We start from the raw sequence: 15,836 nt of genomic DNA, 5'->3' as shown, positions 1-15,836 counted from the left end.
ATGAGCTTTTTTATCTCTAATGCCATGGCTGATGCCGCTGCACCGGCCGCTGCCGGTCCTATGGGTGGTGGTTTTGAGTGGATTTTCCTGGTCGGCTTCCTGGTCATCTTCTACTTGATGATCTGGCGTCCACAGGCCAAGCGCGCCAAAGAGCAGAAGAACCTGCTGGGCAGCTTGCAGAAAGGCGACGAAGTTGTGACCACCGGCGGTATCGCTGGCAAGATCACCAAGGTTTCCGACGCTTTCGTGGTTCTGGAAGTCTCCGACACCGTAGAAATGAAGTTCCAGAAGGGCGCCATCGCCGCCACGCTGCCAAAAGGCACGCTTAAAGCGATCTAAGTTCCAACCTTTACCAATCGACGGGGCGCGCAAGGCGCCCCGCGTTATAAGCGGGCGGCGTGATGCTGAACAAATACCCTCTGTGGAAATACGTACTGATCCTGGCGGTGCTGGCGATCGGTTTTATTTATTCCGCTCCCAATCTCTATCCTGATGACCCGGCGATCCAGATCACTGGCGCCAGCACTGCGTTGCAGGTTAATCAGGCTGATCTGGACCGCACGAGCAAAGCGCTCACCGACGCGGGTATCCAGGTTAAAGCGGCAACCTTGGCAGCTGATGGCAAGGGCGGCTTGTTGCGCCTGACCAAGCAAGAAGACCAATTGCCGGCCAAAGACGTTGTGCGCAAGTTCATGGGTGATGACTACGTCGTCGCGCTGAACCTGGCACAGACCACGCCAAAATGGCTGCGCAGCATTGGCGCGCACCCGATGAAGCTGGGTCTGGACTTGTCCGGTGGTGTGCACTTCCTGCTGGAAGTGGACATGGACAAGGCCCTCGACGCTCGCCTGAAAGTCTATGAAGGCGATGTGAAGAGCCTGCTGCGTAAAGAGAAGTTGCGCTATCGCAGCCTGCCGCAGCTCAACGGCGCTATCCAGCTGGGCTTTGCTGATGAAGCCAGTCGCGAACAAGCCCGTGCGCTGATCCGCAAGAACTTCAACGATTTCGACATTGTTCCGGCCGACCTCAATGGTCAGGCGGTACTGCGTCTGGCGATGACCCCGGCCAAGCTGGCGGAAATCCGTGAATACTCCATCAAGCAGAACTTGACCACGGTACGTAACCGCGTCAACGAGCTGGGTGTGGCCGAGCCGCTGGTTCAGCGTCAGGGTGCCAACCGCATTGTGGTTGAGCTGCCAGGCGTGCAGGACACCGCTGAAGCCAAGCGGATACTCGGCAAGACCGCCAACCTTGAGTTCCGTCTGGCTGCAGAGCCGGGTGCTTCGAAAGCCACTTCCGAAACCTTCGAGTTCCGTGAAGGCAACCGTCCTCCGGCTCAGATCGAGCGTGGCCTGATCATCACCGGTGACCAGGTGACGGATGCCAAGGCGGGTTTCGGCGAGCATGGCACGCCTGAAGTGAACATCCGTCTGGATGGTCATGGTGGCGAGCTGATGAACCGCGCGACTCGCAGCAACGTCGGTCGCAGCATGGCGGTGATCTTCATCGAGCAGCGTCCGGTTACCACCTACACCAAGCAGATGGTCAACGGCGTCGAGAAAGACGTGCCGGTACAGACCTTCAAGGAAGAGAAGAAGATCATCAGCCTGGCGACCATCCAGTCGCCGCTGGGTGCTCAGTTCCGTATCACCGGCCTGAACGGCCAGGGTGAATCGTCCGAGCTGGCACTGCTGCTGCGTGCCGGTGGTCTGGCGGCGCCGATGTACTTCGCTGAAGAGCGCACCATTGGCCCGAGCCTGGGTGCTGACAACATCACCAAGGGTATCGATGCTTCCTTGTGGGGCATGCTGTTCGTGTCGCTGTTCATCATGGCCATCTACCGCTTCTTCGGTTTGATCGCCACGGTCGCACTGGCGGTGAACATGGTGCTGCTGCTGGCCTTGATGTCGCTGCTGGGGGCTACGCTGACCCTGCCAGGCATCGCCGGTATCGTACTGACCATGGGTATGGCGGTGGACGCCAACGTGCTGATCTTCTCGCGGATTCGTGAAGAGATCGCCGCCGGCATGACCGTACAAAGGGCAATCAACGAAGGCTTCGGCCGGGCATTTACCGCGATTCTCGACGCCAACCTGACCACGCTGTTGGTCGGCGGCATCCTGTTTGCCATGGGCACAGGCCCGGTCAAAGGCTTTGCGGTGACCATGTCCCTCGGGATCTTTACCTCGATGTTCACGGCCATCATGGTGACCCGCGCAATGGTCAACCTGATCTTTGGCGGGCGTGACTTCAAGAAGTTGTGGATTTAAGGGGCTGCCATGTTACGTACAATCAACTTCATGGGCGTTCGCAACGTTGCGTTCGGCGTCACTGTGCTCCTTACCGTCCTGGCGTTGTTCAGCTGGTTCCATAAGGGCCTGAACTATGGTCTGGACTTCACCGGCGGTACGCTCATCGAGCTGACCTACGAGAAGGCAGCCGATGTTACCCAAGTGCGGACCGAGCTGAACCAGGCCGGTTACCACGAGGCCATCGTGCAGAGTTTCGGTGCGACTACCGACCTGCTGGTGCGTATGCCGGGCGAAGACCCGCAATTGGGTCACCAGGTAGCCGAGGCCTTGCAGAAGGCGGGTGGCGATAACCCGGCGACGGTCAAGCGTGTCGAGTTTGTCGGCCCGCAAGTGGGTGAAGAGCTGCGCGACCAGGGCGGCCTCGGCATGCTGATGGCGCTGGGCGGCATCCTGATCTACCTGGCGTTCCGCTTTCAGTGGAAGTTCGCGGTCGGCGCCATTGTGTCGCTGATTCACGACGTGGTGGTGACCGTGGGTATTCTGGCGTACTTCCAGATCACCTTCGACCTGACGGTATTGGCGGCAGTGCTGGCGATCATTGGTTACTCCCTCAACGACACCATTGTGGTATTCGACCGGGTTCGCGAGAACTTCCGCGTACTGCGCAAGGCGACGTTGATCGAGAACATCAACATCTCCACCACCCAGACCCTGCTGCGCACCATGGCGACGTCTATCTCGACGTTGCTGGCGATTACCGCGCTGATGGTGTTTGGTGGTGACAACCTGTGGGGCTTCTCGCTGTCGCTGTTTATCGGCGTGCTGGCAGGTACCTACTCGTCGATCTACATCGCCAACGTGGTGCTGATCTGGCTGAATCTCAACAGCGAAGATTTGATCCCTCCGGCCAGCACTGGCAAGGAGGTCGACGACCGTCCTTGATGGGCGTTTGTTGATCTGCTGTTACAAAGAAGGCGCGAGTATTGAACTCGCGCCTTTTTTTTTGCTCCAAGGCTGGGTATAGCGCGGACGTATCGGTCCGTTTGTGATGGTCAGGAGGTTCATGTGAACAAGTCGTTGCTGGTTGGTGCGGTATTGGGTGCTGTCGGTGTGACTGCCGGGGGCGCTGTTGCCACCTACAGCCTGGTAAAAAGCGGCCCTGAGTATGCGCAAGTGCTGGCGGTGCAGCCGGTGAAAACCCAGATCAAAACCCCGCGTGAGGTCTGCAAGGACGTCGCAGTGACCCGGCAGCGGCCGGTACAGGACCAGCATCAGATCGTCGGTACGGTGGTCGGTGCGCTGGCCGGTGGTCTGCTGGGTAATCAGGTTGGTGGTGGTAATGGCAAGAAGCTGGCCACCGTGGCGGGTGCGGTCGGTGGTGGTTATGCCGGTAACAAGGTTCAGGAAGGCATGCAGAACCGTGATACCTACACCACGACTCAAACCCGCTGTAACACTGTGAATGACATCAGTGACAAGGTTGTCGGGTATGACGTGCGGTATCTGCTGGATGGCAAGGAAGGTTCCGTGCGCATGGATCGTGATCCAGGCGGCCAGATTCCGGTGAACAAAGAAGGGCAGTTGGTACTGGGTCAGAATCAACCGGGCCAATAAGTCGCCTTGATTGAGTGTTCTTCAGGGCTCACTCAAAAACCAGGCATAAAAAAAGCACCCCCAGCGGTGCTTTTTTGTGCTCGCTCGCTTAGCGCTTCAGCGAGGCCGGCAGGTGCGGCTGGATCGCCGTCAGTACTGCCTTGAAGCATTTGGTGTTGCCGGCAACCACGTGGCCCTTCTCCAGGAAGTCGTGACCGCCGGTGAAGTCGCTCACCAGGCCGCCTGCTTCTTGAATCAGCAGGGCGCCTGCAGCCATGTCCCACTCGGACAGGCCCGACTCCCAGAATGCGTCGAAACGACCAGCGGCCACATAAGCCAGGTCCAGGCTTGCCGCGCCGGCGCGACGGATGCCGGCGGTCTGGCCTACGAGGGCGCGGAACATGCCCAGATAGTTTTCCAGGTTGTCCATCTGGTCGTCACGGAACGGGAAGCCGGTACCCAGCAGGGCGCCGTCCAGGCTGGTGCGACCGCTGACACGCAGGCGGCGACCATTGAGCTGGGCGCCACGGCCACGGCTGGCGGTGAATTCTTCCTGGCGAACCGGGTCCAGAACAACAGCGTGTTCCAGGCGGCCACGGTATTTGCACGCGATGCTCACGGCAAAGTGCGGGATGCCGCGCAGGAAGTTGGTGGTGCCATCCAGTGGGTCGATGATCCACAGGTAGTCTTCGCCTTCGCCGCTGCCTTTGTGCAGGCCGGTTTCTTCACCGAGGATGCCGTGGGTAGGGTAGGCCTTGCGCAGGGCGTCGATGATTTTCTGTTCGGCGGCGCGATCCACCTCGGATACGTAATCCTTGGCGTCTTTTTCGTCGACCTTGATGGTATCCAGGCGCTCGATGGAGCGGAAGATCAATTCACTGGCGCTGCGGGCGGCGCGCAGCGCGATATTCAGCATGGGCTGCATGGATGTGTCACCTAAGGTTGTTAAAGAAAGCCGAGCATTCTAGCAGAAACTTTCTTCAGGTGAAGGACGACGTTAGCTTTCATGGCATAACCTTAGGCTGTTCTGTAAGATTTGCTCCCCTTTCCCGTGTCCGAGAGCGCCTCCCTTGCTGCAAAACATTCGTGTCGTCTTGGTCAATACCAGTCATCCCGGCAACATCGGTGGGGTGGCGCGAGCCATGAAAAACATGGGGCTGACGCGCCTGGTGCTGGTCGAACCGCGTGTGTTTCCGCACCACGAGGCCGATGCCCGTGCGTCTGGCGCCAATGACATCCTTGAAAAAGCCCAGGTCGTCGCCACCCTGGAAGACGCTCTGGTGGGCTGCAATCTGGTGCTCGGCACCAGCGCTCGTGACCGTCGTATTCCCTGGCCGCTGTTGGATCCTCGCGAGTGTGGGACCAAGGTGGTCGAGGAGGCCGCTGGTGGTGCTGAAATCGCTTTGGTCTTTGGTCGCGAGGATTCCGGCCTGACCAATGACGAGCTGCAGCGATGTCATTACCACGTGCACATCCCCTCAGACCCTGAGTTCAGCTCGCTGAACCTCGGGGCGGCGGTGCAGGTGTTGAGTTATGAGGTGCGCATGGCCTGGTTGGCGGCTGAAGGCCAGCCCAGCAAGGTTGAGAAGGACGAGGTTGCATCGACCAAGAGTGGCGAATTGGCCACCATGGACGAACTGGAGCGGTTCTATGAGCACCTGGAGCAAACCCTGGTGGCCATTGAATTCCTCGATCCTGAAAAGCCACGGCACTTGATGGCGCGCCTGCGTCGGTTGTACGGACGCAGCTCGGTCAGCCGAGCGGAAATGAATATATTGCGTGGCATCCTCACGGAAACCCAGAAAGCGGCCCGTGGCGAGCTTCTTAAGCGGAAGGATTAAAAATGTTCGAGCGTTTGCGAGAAGATATCCAGAGTGTTTTCCACCGTGACCCGGCAGCGCGCAACGCCTTTGAAGTACTGACCTGCTACCCCGGCATGCACGCCATCTGGATTCATCGTCTGTCCGGCGCCTTGTGGAATATGGGGTGGAAGTGGCTGGCGCGGCTGGTGTCGAACTTCGGGCGCTGGTTGACCGGGATCGAGATTCATCCGGGGGCCAAGGTAGGGCGTCGCTTCTTTATCGACCATGGCATGGGCATTGTGATCGGTGAGACGGCCGAAATTGGCGATGATGTGACCCTGTATCAGGGCGTGACCCTGGGTGGTACCACCTGGAACAAGGGCAAGCGCCACCCGACCCTGGAAGATGGTGTTGTAGTGGGGGCGGGCGCCAAGGTGCTTGGTCCGTTTACTGTCGGTGCAGGGGCCAAGGTTGGCTCCAATGCTGTGGTTACCAAGGCTGTGCCACCTGGGGCAACTGTGGTGGGTATTCCGGGGCGGATCATCGTCAAGCCACAAGTGGGTGATGAGCAGGAAGCCAAGCGCAAGGCCATGGCCGAGAAGATCGGGTTTGATGCCTACGGTGTCAGCGAAGACATGCCCGACCCGGTGGCTCGTGCCATTGGCCAGTTGCTTGACCATCTGCAGGCGGTGGACGGCAAGCTGGACGGCATGTGCGGGGCGCTGAAGGAGCTGGGTAGCAGCTACTGCGCCAAGGACCTGCCTGAGTTGCGCGAAGAAGACTTTGCCGAGATCAAGGACGAAAGCGCTACCAAAGCCGGCTGACTTTTGAGTCGGGTGCGGTCCGTGTGGGAGCTGGCTTGCCTGCGATGGCGGTGTCTCGGTGCTAAATAAGTTGGCTGGCAAACCGTCATCGCAGGCAAGCCAGCTCCCACATTTGATCTCCATTGGTCTTGAGGCTGGGGGCTTGGCCTTGTTCCCGCTGGTCCATGCCGCCCCATCCTGCTATTATTCGCGCGCCCTTTTTACGGGTAATCCCGACTAAAGTACTAGGTCTTATAGTTGACTTAAATACTCGGGAATCGCATACTTGCTTCCATTCTGAAACACCTTGGTACTTGTCCATGAGACTGACTACAAAAGGCCGATACGCGGTAACCGCCATGCTTGACCTGGCCTTGCACGCGCAAAATGGGCCGGTGTCCCTGGCCGATATCTCCGAGCGCCAAGGCATTTCCCTGTCCTATCTCGAGCAACTGTTCGCCAAATTGCGCCGCAGCAATCTGGTTTCCAGTGTTCGTGGTCCGGGTGGTGGTTATCAATTGTCCCGCGACATGCAGGGCATCCAGGTGGCCCAGGTGATCGACGCGGTCAACGAATCCGTCGATGCCACCAAATGCCAGGGCCTGGGTGATTGCCATGCCGGCGACACCTGCCTGACCCACCACTTGTGGTGTGATTTGAGCCTGCAGATCCATGAATTTTTGAGTGGTATCAGCTTGGCTGATCTTGTGACTCGCCGTGAGGTGCAAGAAGTAGCCCAGCGTCAGGACCAGCGCCGTTGCAACACCAAGGCGCCGCGTCTGGACAAGATTGAAGCGTCCGCCGTCGAGTGACAGCCGCAGAGCTAACGGCGCGCCAGCCAGCCTGATTTAGGAGAAAGTCCATGAAATTGCCGATTTACCTTGATTACTCAGCGACTACCCCGGTTGATCCGCGTGTCGCGCAAAAGATGAGCGAATGCCTGCTGGTTGACGGAAACTTCGGCAACCCTGCGTCCCGTTCCCACGTTTTCGGCTGGAAAGCCGAAGAGTCCGTGGAAAACGCTCGTCGCCAGGTCGCCGACCTGGTCAATGCCGATCCGCGTGAAATCGTCTGGACCTCCGGTGCCACCGAGTCCGACAACCTGGCAATCAAGGGCGCCGCGCATTTCTACTCCACCAAAGGCAAGCACCTGATCACCACCAAGATTGAGCACAAGGCTGTCCTCGACACCATGCGCCAACTGGAGCGTGAAGGCTTTGAGGTCACCTACCTCGAGCCAACCACCGACGGTATCGTGACCCCTGCGATGATCGAAGCGGCGATGCGTGAAGACACCATCCTGGTCTCCGTCATCCACGTGAACAACGAAATTGGCACCATCAACGACATCGCGGCCATCGGCGAGCTGACTCGCTCCAAAGGTGTTCTGCTGCACGTTGACGCCGCTCAGTCCACCGGCAAGGTCGATATCGACCTGTCGAAGCTGAAAGTCGACCTGATGTCGTTCTCTGCCCACAAGACCTACGGCCCTAAAGGCATCGGCGCTCTCTACGTGAGCCGCAAGCCTCGCGTGCGCATCGAAGCCACCATGCATGGCGGCGGTCACGAGCGCGGCATGCGTTCCGGCACCCTGGCGACCCACCAGATCGTCGGCATGGGCGAAGCGTTCCGTGTGGCCAAGGAAGACATGGCTGCCGAAAACGTACGTATCAAGGCCCTGAGCGATCGCTTCTACAAGCAGGTCGAAAACCTTGAGGAGCTGTACATCAACGGCAGCATGACTGCCCGTGTACCGCACAACCTGAATTTGAGCTTCAACTACGTCGAAGGCGAGTCGCTGATCATGGCGCTCAAGGATCTGGCGGTTTCGTCCGGTTCGGCCTGCACCTCGGCCTCTCTTGAGCCGTCCTACGTCCTGCGCGCCCTGGGCCGCAACGACGAGTTGGCGCACAGCTCGATCCGCTTTACGTTCGGCCGTTTCACCACCGAAGAAGAAGTTGACTACGCCGCGCAGAAAGTCTGCGAGGCTGTTACCAAGCTGCGCACCTTGTCGCCGCTGTGGGACATGTACAAAGACGGTGTCGATATCTCCAAGATCGAGTGGGCGGCACACTAAATATAGAAGCCGCCACCCAAAGGCTCTGTAAAAACGTGGCGGAAAACGCAGGCGTTTTTGCAGGGTTCCAGAGCGGCCCTGATGAGTGAGGATTCAGTACCATGGCTTACAGCGAAAAGGTCATCGACCACTACGAAAACCCGCGTAACGTCGGCAAGATGGACGCGGAAGACCCAGATGTGGGCACCGGCATGGTCGGCGCTCCGGCGTGCGGCGACGTTATGCGCCTGCAGATCAAGGTCAACGATCAGGGCGTCATCGAAGACGCCAAGTTCAAGACTTACGGCTGCGGTTCGGCCATCGCCTCCAGCTCCCTGGCGACCGAATGGATGAAAGGCAAGACCCTGGATGAGGCTGTCACCATCAGCAACACACAACTGGCCGAAGAACTGGCCTTGCCGCCAGTGAAAATCCACTGCTCGGTACTCGCAGAAGACGCCATCAAGGCGGCCGTTCGCGACTACAAGCAGAAGAAAGGCTTGATCTAAGCATTTGGCGACGGGTAAGGAGTCACGATGGCTATCAGCATGACAGAAGCGGCGGCTAAACACGTGCGACGCTCCCTTGACGGGCGCGGCAAAGGTGAGGGGATTCGTCTGGGTGTTCGCACCACGGGCTGTTCCGGTCTTGCCTACGTGCTGGAGTTTGTCGACGAGGTGGTTGAGGAAGATCAGGTGTTCGAAAGTCACGGCGAGAAAGTGATCATCGACCCGAAAAGCCTGACCTACCTGGACGGCACCGAACTCGATTTCGTCAAGGAAGGGTTGAACGAAGGCTTCAAGTTCAACAACCCCAACGTACGCGGTGAATGTGGCTGCGGCGAAAGCTTCAACATCTGAGGCTGATTGTGGGTACTCCTTGTCATTTCGCTTTATTCGAGCTGCAGCCGAGTTTTCGCCTGGACCTTGAACAGCTTGCCACGCGCTACCGTGAATTGGCGCGTGGGGTGCATCCGGACCGCTTCGCTGACGCTTCCGAGCGTGAGCAGCGCCTGGCGCTGGAGCAGTCGGCCAGCCTCAATGAAGCCTATCAGACGCTCAAAAACCCTCCCAAACGCGCGCGCTACCTGCTCGCCATGGGTGGTCGCGAGCTGCCACTTGAGGTCACGGTTCAAGACCCTGATTTCCTGATGCAGCAGATGCAATGGCGTGAAGAGCTCGAAGATCTGCAGGACGAGGCCGATCTGGCTGGCGTCGCGGTCTTCAAGCGCCGTCTGAAAGTGGCCCAGGATGAACTCAATGAAAGCTTCGCGGCTTGTTGGGATGATGCGGCGCAACGCGAACAGGCCGAACGCCTGATGCGGCGCATGCAGTTCCTCGACAAGCTCACCTACGAAGTGCGCCAGTTAGAAGAGCGCCTCGACGATTAACCCAGTGCTGCCCATGTTGCACGCCTGATAGACAGATAAGACCTGATTACCATGGCCCTACTGCAGATCGCCGAACCCGGCCAAAGTCCTCAACCGCACCAGCGTCGTCTGGCGGTCGGGATTGACTTGGGCACCACCAATTCGTTGGTCGCTGCGTTGCGCAGCGGTCTTTCCGAGCCGCTGCCCGACGCAGATGGCCAGGTCATCCTGCCGTCTGCCGTGCGTTATCACGCTGACCGCACTGAAGTGGGTGAATCGGCCAAGCTGGCGGCATCCACTGATCCCCTGAATACCGTGCTGTCGGTCAAGCGCTTGATGGGTCGCGGTCTGTCCGACGTCAAGCAATTGGGCGACCAACTGCCGTACCGTTTTGTCGGCGGCGAATCCCATATGCCGTTCATCGACACCGTCCAGGGCCCGAAAAGCCCGGTGGAAGTCTCGGCGGATATCCTCAAGGTTCTGCGCCAGCGCGCCGAAACTACTTTGGGTGGTGAGTTGGTCGGTGCGGTGATCACCGTTCCTGCGTATTTCGATGACGCTCAGCGTCAGGCCACCAAGGATGCGGCGAAGCTGGCCGGCCTGAACGTGCTGCGCCTGCTCAACGAGCCGACCGCTGCGGCTGTGGCTTACGGCCTCGATCAACACGCCGAAGGCCTGGTCGCTATTTACGACTTGGGCGGCGGTACGTTTGATATCTCGATTCTGCGCCTGACCGGCGGTGTCTTTGAGGTTCTGGCTACCGGTGGTGACAGTGCCTTGGGTGGTGACGACTTCGACCACGCCATTGCTGGCTGGATCATCACCAGCGCCGGTTTGTCTGCCGACCTGGATCCGGGTGCGCAACGTAACTTGCTGCAAACCGCCTGTGCCGCCAAAGAAGCGCTGACTGATGCCGCGTCGGTTGAGGTTTCCTACGGTAGCTGGTCGGCCCAACTGACGCGCGATGCCTTTGATGCGCTGATCGAGCCAATGGTCGCCCGCAGCCTGAAAGCCTGCCGCCGCGCCGTTCGTGATTCCGGTATCGAGTTGGAAGACGTCGGCGCTGTGGTCATGGTGGGTGGTTCGACTCGGGTGCCGCGTGTTCGTGAAGCGGTTGCCGAAGCCTTTGGTCGCCAGCCGCTGACCGAAATCGATCCGGATCAAGTGGTGGCCATTGGTGCCGCGATCCAGGCCGATACCCTCGCCGGTAACAAGCGCGATGGTGGCGAACTGCTGCTGCTTGACGTGATTCCGTTGTCCCTGGGGTTGGAAACCATGGGCGGCCTGATGGAGAAGGTGATTCCACGTAACACCACTATCCCTGTCGCCCGTGCCCAGGACTTCACCACTTACAAAGATGGCCAGACGGCCATGGCGATTCATGTGTTGCAGGGCGAGCGTGAGCTGATCAGCGACTGTCGCTCCCTGGCGCGCTTTGAGTTGCGTGGCATTCCGGCCATGGTTGCCGGTGCGGCGAAGATTCGCGTGACCTTCCAGGTCGACGCTGACGGCTTGCTTAGTGTGGCCGCTCGTGAATTGGCTTCAGGTGTTGAAGCCAGCATCCAGGTCAAGCCGTCCTACGGTTTGACCGACGGGGAAATCGCCAAGATGCTCAAGGATTCGTTCCAGTACGCCGGTGACGACAAGGTCGCCCGTGTACTGCGCGAGCAGCAAGTCGATGCCCAGCGCCTGCTCGAAGCGGTGCAGGGCGCCTTGGAGGCTGATGGCGACCGTCTGCTGGATGCTGAAGAGCGCCTGGTCATCAACCTGCAGATGCAGGACTTGGCCGAACTGATGAAAGGCACCGATGGTTACGCCATTGAGCAGCAGACCAAGCGCCTGTCGCAAGTGACCGATGCCTTTGCCGCCCGTCGTATGGACCAGACGGTGAAAGCCGCCCTGGCGGGCCGCAACTTGAACGAACTTGAGGATTAACTGATGCCGCAGATCATTTTTCTGCCACACGCCGAGCATTGCCCGGACGGTATGGTTGTGGAGGCTGAGACCGGCAAGTCCATTCTCGAAGTCGCTCACGACAACCACATCGAGATCGAAAGCGCCTGCGGCGGCGTCAACGCCTGCACCACCTGTCACTGCATTATCCGTGAAGGTTTCAATAGCCTTGAAGAGGCTGATGAGCTGGAAGAGGACTATCTTGATAGGGCGTGGGGTCTGGAGCCGACATCGCGCTTGAGCTGTCAGGCAAAAGTGGGAACAGAAGACCTTACCGTCGAAATTCCGAAATACTCGCTTAACCATGCCGCCGAAGCGCCGCACTGACTGGTAGAACTGTCATGAGTTACGGTTGGAATGATGTACAACGCATTGCTGAAGAACTGGCTGAAGCCAAGCCGGATGTCAGTCCGCTGACGGTCAACTTCGTCGACCTGCAGCGATGGATCATGGAGCTGCCTGATTTTGACAATACCTCCGGTCGCTGCGGCGAGAAGGTGTTGGAGGCAGTCCAGGCGCTCTGGATCGAAGAAATAGACTGATCATCCCCGCAGGTTAGGCAATACCCAAGAACCCGCGTATAATTCGCGGGTTTAATTTTTCGTAAATTACCGTTTCTGGAGTTACACCATGGCTGTTCAACGTACTTTCTCCATCATCAAGCCTGACGCTGTTGCAAAAAACGTCATCGGCGAGATCACCACTCGTTTCGAAAAAGCCGGCCTGAAGGTTGTAGCTTCGAAACTCAAGCAACTGTCCAAAGCTGAAGCTGAAGGCTTCTACGCTGAGCACAGTGCCCGTGGTTTCTTCGGCGACCTGGTTGCTTTCATGATCTCCGGCCCTGTTGTTGTTCAGGTTCTGGAAGGCGAAAACGCTATCGCTCTGAACCGTGAGCTGATGGGCGCTACCAACCCTAAAGAAGCAGCTGCCGGCACCATCCGCGCTGATTTCGCTGACTCCATCGACGCCAACGCTGTACACGGTTCGGACTCCGAAGCCGCTGCTGCTCGCGAAATTTCGTACTTCTTCGCAGCTACTGAAGTAACCACTCGCTAAGCATTGGCTTAAGAGTGAAGGTGAATCCATGACTACATTGACTGCAAAAACCAACCTGCTGGGTCTGACTCAACAGGAAATGGAAAAATTCTTCGACTCAATCGGGGAGAAGCGTTTCCGTGCCGCTCAGGTAATGAAGTGGATTCACCATCTTGGCGTCGATGATTTCGACGCCATGACGAACGTCAGCAAGGCCCTGCGCGACAAGCTCAAGACCATTGCCGAAGTTCGCGGCCCCGAAGTGGTCAGCGAGGACATCTCCAGCGACGGCACCCGTAAGTGGGTGGTGCGCGTGGCGTCCGGCAGCTGCGTCGAGACCGTCTACATTCCCCAGGGCAAGCGCGGCACTCTGTGCGTTTCGTCCCAGGCAGGCTGTGCCCTGGATTGCAGTTTCTGCTCCACCGGCAAGCAAGGTTTCAACAGCAACCTCACCGCCGCCGAAGTCATCGGCCAGGTGTGGATTGCCAATAAATCGTTCGGCAGCATCCCGGCGACCGCCGACCGTGCCATCACCAACGTGGTGATGATGGGCATGGGCGAGCCGCTGCTGAACTTCGACAACGTTGTTGCGGCCATGCATTTGATGATGGACGACCTGGGCTACGGCATTTCCAAGCGCCGCGTGACCCTGTCGACCTCCGGTGTGGTACCGATGATCGATGAGCTGGCCAAGCACATCGACGTCTCCCTCGCGTTGTCGCTGCACGCACCGAATGACGCATTGCGTAACCAATTGGTGCCGATCAACAAGAAGTATCCGCTTAAGATGCTGCTCGAGTCTTGCCAGCGCTACATGGCGACCTTGGGCGAGAAGCGTGTGTTGACCATTGAGTACACCATGCTCAAGGACATCAACGACAAGGTCGAGCACGCGGTCGAGATGATCGAGCTGCTCAAGAACGTACCGTGCAAGATCAACCTGATTCCGTTCAACCCGTTTCCCCATTCTGGCTACGAGCGGCCGAGCAACAACGCCATCCGTCGTTTCCAGGATCAACTGCACCATGCAGGCTTCAATGTCACCGTACGCACCACCCGCGGCGAAGACATCGATGCGGCCTGTGGCCAATTGGTAGGACAGGTGCTGGATCGCACCCGTCGTAGCGAACGTTATATCGCCGTGCGTGAGTTGAGCGCCGCCGACGATATGCCGCAAAGCGCCGCGACTCGAACCTGAGAGAGGATCTCTATGCCCTTGCGCCTTGCGCTGCTGTTGCTGGTTGCCAGTCTCACGACTGGCTGTGTTTCATCGGGCTATGACAGCCCTTTGCACACCGGCAAGGGCCGTGACGAGGCGCGTGCAGCTTATGTGCAGTTGGGCTTGGGCTACTTGCAGCAAGGGATGACCGAGCGGGCCAAGGCTCCGTTGAAGAAGGCCCTTGAGCTGGATAGCAACGATGCCGACGCCAACGCGGCATTGGCCCTGGTATTCCAGGCCCAGGCCGAACCTGAGCTGGCCGCCCAATATTTCCAAAAGGCCCTGGCTTCACGTCCTGCCGATCCACGGTTGCTGAATAATTACGGTAGCTTTTTGTTTCAGCAGAAACGTTATGATCTGGCGTCCGATTATTTCCAGCAGGCTGCGGCCGATACCCTCTACCCTGAACGCTCGCGGGTTTTCGAGAACCTTGGGGTGACCTCAATGCTTCTCGGCCAGCGCGATACCGCTCGCCAGCAGTTGGAAAAAGCCCTGCACCTGAACCAGCGCCAGCCACGAGCGTTGCTCGAAATGGCTGAGTTGTCCTTCGAAGACAGGCATTATGTGCCGGCACGTGACTATTACGAGCGTTTTAGCCTGCTCAGCGGGCAAAATGCACGTAGTCTATTGCTCGGTGTGCGCTTGGCGACGGTTCATGAAGAACGCGACAAAGCCGCACGTTTTGGCCAGCAATTAGAACGACTCTATCCCGGTACGCCGGAATATCAGCAATACCTGTCGGAGCAATGATGAAAGCGGCGCACCCGGAAGTTGTAGCAGCTAATCGCATAAACCCAGGCGAGACCTTGCGTCAGGCCCGCGAGAGTAATGGTTGGTCGCTGGCAGAAGTGGCCCTCAAGCTCAATTTGACCGCCACTTCATTGGGTAACCTGGAAGCCGGCGCGTTCGACAAGCTGCCAGGGCATACCTTTGCCCGGGGTTATATCCGTGCCTATGCCAAACTGCTGGGCATCGACCAGACCGTTCTGGTCCAGGAATTCGACCAGTTCACCGGTACCGACTCCCAGGGCAGCAATGTCCACGGCCTGGGCCGCATTGAAGAGCCCGTTCGGGTTTCCCACACTATTTTGCGAATTGTCAGCCTGTTGCTGTTGATTGCCGTGATCGGCGGCGGCTTTGTCTGGTGGCAGGACCAGACGTCCCTGCGCTCCAAGGACCTGGTCAGCAACGCCATGGAGCATGTTGAAGTCGAAAGTGCCGACGGTACTACCCAGATTCATCCGCTGGATGAACCGGAAGAGCCGGCCGTGACTCAGACCCAAACGACAGCTGAGGGCCAGGCCAACCTGGATCTGCAAGCGGGTCAGCCGGCTGCCGAAGCCAGCGTTGCCCCGGTCGCCACGGTGGTTGCGCCAGCTCCGGCTGTGCCTGCAACGCCTGTGGCCCCGACTCATGCCCCGACAACTCCAGTCCAGCCCCCAGCTACAACGGCTCCGGTCGCTCCAGTAGCACCGACGGTCGCCGCGCCAACAGCGCCAGCGCTTATCGCCGGTGACGGACGTGTGCAGATTACCTATGTCGCTGACTGCTGGACGCAAGTCACCGATGGCAATGGCAAAGTGCTGTTTAGCGGTCTGAAGCGTAAGGGAGATACGCTTGACCAGGGCGGCAAGCCTCCTTTGACGCTGCGTCTGGGCTTTGCCCGTGGTGCGCAAGTGGCCTACAACGGCCAGCCTGTGGACGTGGCGCCGTTCACCAGTGGCGAGACTGCTCGCCTGAAGTTGGGACAATAG

Annotated in this window: 19 protein-coding genes; 18 read left to right on the top strand and 1 reads right to left on the bottom strand. The window is 58.7% G+C overall.

Annotated elements, in window-relative coordinates; translation table 11 throughout:
* The 4 genes from yajC to GNF76_RS03185 all read left to right on the top strand — a co-directional run bounded on the left by yajC (position 1) and on the right by GNF76_RS03185 (position 3,866).
* Positions 1–339: a preprotein translocase subunit YajC gene (gene yajC / locus GNF76_RS03200; RefSeq protein WP_003175975.1), complete on the top strand. Its 339-nt coding sequence runs from the start codon at positions 1–3 to the stop codon at positions 337–339.
* A 62-nt stretch (positions 340–401) separates the two neighbouring features.
* Positions 402–2,270: a protein translocase subunit SecD gene (secD, locus tag GNF76_RS03195; protein ID WP_155581728.1), complete on the top strand. Its 1,869-nt coding sequence runs from the start codon at positions 402–404 to the stop codon at positions 2,268–2,270.
* 9 nt (positions 2,271–2,279) lie between these two features.
* A complete protein-coding gene (gene secF / locus GNF76_RS03190) occupies positions 2,280–3,194 on the top strand; it encodes a protein translocase subunit SecF (RefSeq protein ID WP_155581727.1) in 915 nt (304 codons plus the stop codon).
* A gap of 123 nt (positions 3,195–3,317) precedes the next feature.
* A complete protein-coding gene (locus tag GNF76_RS03185; RefSeq protein ID WP_178123157.1) occupies positions 3,318–3,866 on the top strand; it encodes a glycine zipper 2TM domain-containing protein in 549 nt (182 codons plus the stop codon).
* Between the two features lie 88 nt (positions 3,867–3,954).
* Here GNF76_RS03185 and suhB read toward each other — a convergent pair whose 3' ends face one another.
* A complete protein-coding gene (suhB, locus tag GNF76_RS03180; RefSeq protein WP_003175971.1) occupies positions 3,955–4,770 on the bottom strand; it encodes a type III secretion system regulator SuhB in 816 nt (271 codons plus the stop codon).
* A gap of 145 nt (positions 4,771–4,915) precedes the next feature.
* Here suhB and trmJ point away from each other — a divergent pair, with 145 nt between their 5' ends.
* The 14 genes from trmJ to GNF76_RS03110 all read left to right on the top strand — a co-directional run bounded on the left by trmJ (position 4,916) and on the right by GNF76_RS03110 (position 15,836).
* Positions 4,916–5,686, top strand: a complete 771-nt coding sequence (gene trmJ, locus GNF76_RS03175) for a tRNA (cytosine(32)/uridine(32)-2'-O)-methyltransferase TrmJ (RefSeq protein WP_122720278.1) — start codon at positions 4,916–4,918, stop codon at positions 5,684–5,686.
* A 2-nt stretch (positions 5,687–5,688) separates the two neighbouring features.
* Positions 5,689–6,471 (top strand): serine O-acetyltransferase, encoded by a 783-nt coding sequence (gene cysE / locus GNF76_RS03170; RefSeq protein WP_155581725.1) that lies wholly within the window; start codon positions 5,689–5,691, stop codon positions 6,469–6,471.
* A 299-nt stretch (positions 6,472–6,770) separates the two neighbouring features.
* Positions 6,771–7,262, top strand: coding sequence for a Fe-S cluster assembly transcriptional regulator IscR (iscR, locus tag GNF76_RS03165; RefSeq protein ID WP_003210305.1), 492 nt, complete (start codon positions 6,771–6,773; stop codon positions 7,260–7,262).
* Between the two features lie 50 nt (positions 7,263–7,312).
* Complete coding sequence (locus GNF76_RS03160) at positions 7,313–8,527, top strand: IscS subfamily cysteine desulfurase (protein ID WP_155581724.1); 1,215 nt, start codon at positions 7,313–7,315, stop codon at positions 8,525–8,527.
* Between the two features lie 101 nt (positions 8,528–8,628).
* Positions 8,629–9,015: a Fe-S cluster assembly scaffold IscU gene (gene iscU / locus GNF76_RS03155; RefSeq protein ID WP_155581723.1), complete on the top strand. Its 387-nt coding sequence runs from the start codon at positions 8,629–8,631 to the stop codon at positions 9,013–9,015.
* A 27-nt stretch (positions 9,016–9,042) separates the two neighbouring features.
* Positions 9,043–9,366, top strand: a complete 324-nt coding sequence (iscA, locus tag GNF76_RS03150; protein ID WP_017478657.1) for an iron-sulfur cluster assembly protein IscA — start codon at positions 9,043–9,045, stop codon at positions 9,364–9,366.
* Positions 9,367–9,374: 8 nt separating this feature from the next.
* Entirely contained in the window at positions 9,375–9,896 is a 522-nt protein-coding gene (gene hscB / locus GNF76_RS03145) for a co-chaperone HscB (protein WP_177083624.1), read from the top strand.
* Between the two features lie 51 nt (positions 9,897–9,947).
* The gene (gene hscA, locus GNF76_RS03140) at positions 9,948–11,810 is read left to right on the top strand and encodes a Fe-S protein assembly chaperone HscA (protein ID WP_155581721.1); all 1,863 of its coding nucleotides are present in this window, start codon (positions 9,948–9,950) and stop codon (positions 11,808–11,810) included.
* Between the two features lie 3 nt (positions 11,811–11,813).
* Positions 11,814–12,155 carry an ISC system 2Fe-2S type ferredoxin gene (gene fdx, locus GNF76_RS03135; RefSeq protein ID WP_003209674.1) on the top strand — a complete coding sequence of 114 codons (342 nt, stop codon included), beginning with the start codon at positions 11,814–11,816 and terminating at the stop codon, positions 12,153–12,155.
* 14 nt (positions 12,156–12,169) lie between these two features.
* The gene (gene iscX, locus GNF76_RS03130) at positions 12,170–12,370 is read left to right on the top strand and encodes a Fe-S cluster assembly protein IscX (protein WP_155581720.1); all 201 of its coding nucleotides are present in this window, start codon (positions 12,170–12,172) and stop codon (positions 12,368–12,370) included.
* Positions 12,371–12,458: 88 nt separating this feature from the next.
* The gene (gene ndk / locus GNF76_RS03125; RefSeq protein ID WP_017846179.1) at positions 12,459–12,884 is read left to right on the top strand and encodes a nucleoside-diphosphate kinase; all 426 of its coding nucleotides are present in this window, start codon (positions 12,459–12,461) and stop codon (positions 12,882–12,884) included.
* Between the two features lie 28 nt (positions 12,885–12,912).
* Positions 12,913–14,061, top strand: coding sequence for a dual-specificity RNA methyltransferase RlmN (gene rlmN, locus GNF76_RS03120; protein WP_155581719.1), 1,149 nt, complete (start codon positions 12,913–12,915; stop codon positions 14,059–14,061).
* A 12-nt stretch (positions 14,062–14,073) separates the two neighbouring features.
* On the top strand, positions 14,074–14,832 hold the full coding sequence (pilW, locus tag GNF76_RS03115) for a type IV pilus biogenesis/stability protein PilW (RefSeq protein ID WP_155581718.1): 759 nt from the start codon (positions 14,074–14,076) through the stop codon (positions 14,830–14,832).
* Positions 14,832–15,836 carry a RodZ domain-containing protein gene (locus GNF76_RS03110; RefSeq protein ID WP_155581717.1) on the top strand — a complete coding sequence of 335 codons (1,005 nt, stop codon included), beginning with the start codon at positions 14,832–14,834 and terminating at the stop codon, positions 15,834–15,836. Before pilW ends, GNF76_RS03110 begins: the two co-directional genes overlap by 1 nt.

This window comes from Pseudomonas spelaei (assembly GCF_009724245.1).
GTDB lineage: Bacteria > Pseudomonadota > Gammaproteobacteria > Pseudomonadales > Pseudomonadaceae > Aquipseudomonas > Aquipseudomonas spelaei.
Note: the sequence above shows the minus strand (reverse complement) of the source record. Positions and strands in the feature narration are given on the sequence as shown.

What these genes read in the sequence shown, in the direction of transcription:
- ndk (WP_017846179.1), top strand. Translation starts at nt 12,459, where the DNA reads ATGGCTGTTCAACGTACTTTCTCCATCATCAAGCCTGACGCTGTTGCA.
- pilW (WP_155581718.1), top strand. Translation starts at nt 14,074, where the DNA reads ATGCCCTTGCGCCTTGCGCTGCTGTTGCTGGTTGCCAGTCTCACGACT.
- yajC (WP_003175975.1), top strand. Translation starts at nt 1, where the DNA reads ATGAGCTTTTTTATCTCTAATGCCATGGCTGATGCCGCTGCACCGGCC.
- iscU (WP_155581723.1), top strand. Translation starts at nt 8,629, where the DNA reads ATGGCTTACAGCGAAAAGGTCATCGACCACTACGAAAACCCGCGTAAC.
- iscX (WP_155581720.1), top strand. Translation starts at nt 12,170, where the DNA reads ATGAGTTACGGTTGGAATGATGTACAACGCATTGCTGAAGAACTGGCT.
- suhB (WP_003175971.1), bottom strand. Translation starts at nt 4,770, where the DNA reads ATGCAGCCCATGCTGAATATCGCGCTGCGCGCCGCCCGCAGCGCCAGT.
- rlmN (WP_155581719.1), top strand. Translation starts at nt 12,913, where the DNA reads ATGACTACATTGACTGCAAAAACCAACCTGCTGGGTCTGACTCAACAG.
- iscA (WP_017478657.1), top strand. Translation starts at nt 9,043, where the DNA reads ATGGCTATCAGCATGACAGAAGCGGCGGCTAAACACGTGCGACGCTCC.
- secF (WP_155581727.1), top strand. Translation starts at nt 2,280, where the DNA reads ATGTTACGTACAATCAACTTCATGGGCGTTCGCAACGTTGCGTTCGGC.
- iscR (WP_003210305.1), top strand. Translation starts at nt 6,771, where the DNA reads ATGAGACTGACTACAAAAGGCCGATACGCGGTAACCGCCATGCTTGAC.
- cysE (WP_155581725.1), top strand. Translation starts at nt 5,689, where the DNA reads ATGTTCGAGCGTTTGCGAGAAGATATCCAGAGTGTTTTCCACCGTGAC.
- fdx (WP_003209674.1), top strand. Translation starts at nt 11,814, where the DNA reads ATGCCGCAGATCATTTTTCTGCCACACGCCGAGCATTGCCCGGACGGT.
- GNF76_RS03160 (WP_155581724.1), top strand. Translation starts at nt 7,313, where the DNA reads ATGAAATTGCCGATTTACCTTGATTACTCAGCGACTACCCCGGTTGAT.
- hscA (WP_155581721.1), top strand. Translation starts at nt 9,948, where the DNA reads ATGGCCCTACTGCAGATCGCCGAACCCGGCCAAAGTCCTCAACCGCAC.
- secD (WP_155581728.1), top strand. Translation starts at nt 402, where the DNA reads ATGCTGAACAAATACCCTCTGTGGAAATACGTACTGATCCTGGCGGTG.
- GNF76_RS03110 (WP_155581717.1), top strand. Translation starts at nt 14,832, where the DNA reads ATGAAAGCGGCGCACCCGGAAGTTGTAGCAGCTAATCGCATAAACCCA.